At 68.9% G+C, this 547-nt stretch carries 1 protein-coding gene; it reads right to left on the bottom strand.

Annotated features, from left to right (window positions below; genetic code table 11):
• On the bottom strand, positions 1 to 547 hold a 547-nt coding region (locus tag G6O54_RS37035), incomplete at both ends, for an RHS repeat domain-containing protein (protein WP_165236182.1).

Raw genomic sequence — 547 nt, 5'->3', positions numbered from 1 at the left:
GCCCCTCCAGTCGGGGCGGAGGTCGGTGACGTTGCTATTCGGGTCGGTGTACGTGGCGCGGGCCTCGGCCAGGAGGGTCGCCGCCGCCGGACTGCCGGAGGTGCCGCTGCTGGTCCAGCCGCGCTCCTGGTGGGCGACGATGACCTCGGTGGTGCTGTCCGGCCGGGTGATCGTGGAGGCCCGCTGGGCCGAGTCGTAGGCGACGGTCGTCGCCTTGCTGTTCGGGTCGGTGACCCTCGTGAGCCGGCCGGAGCCGTCGTAGGCGTAGGCCCACGCCGAACCGTCGGGGAGCGTGGCCCCGGTCAGGTTCGCCCCCGTGTGCGCCAGCGTCGTGAGCCGGTTGGCCGGATCCTTGATGGTCCACAGGTATCCGCCGCTGTAGGTGAAGGTCGTCACCTTGTTGTACGGATCGGTGATCGTGGACAGGTTCCCCGAGCTGTAGGCATAGGTCGTCCGCAAGCCGTTGGTGTCCACGACGGACGTCTGGTTGCCGCTGGAGTCGAAGTTGATCACCGTCCCGTCGGTGAGCGTCCGCTTGTAGGTTCCC

This window comes from Aquisphaera insulae (genome assembly GCF_011064615.1).
In the GTDB taxonomy this organism is placed as follows: Bacteria; Planctomycetota; Planctomycetia; order Isosphaerales; family Isosphaeraceae; genus Aquisphaera; species Aquisphaera insulae.
This window is presented reverse-complemented; position numbering and strand designations above follow the sequence as displayed.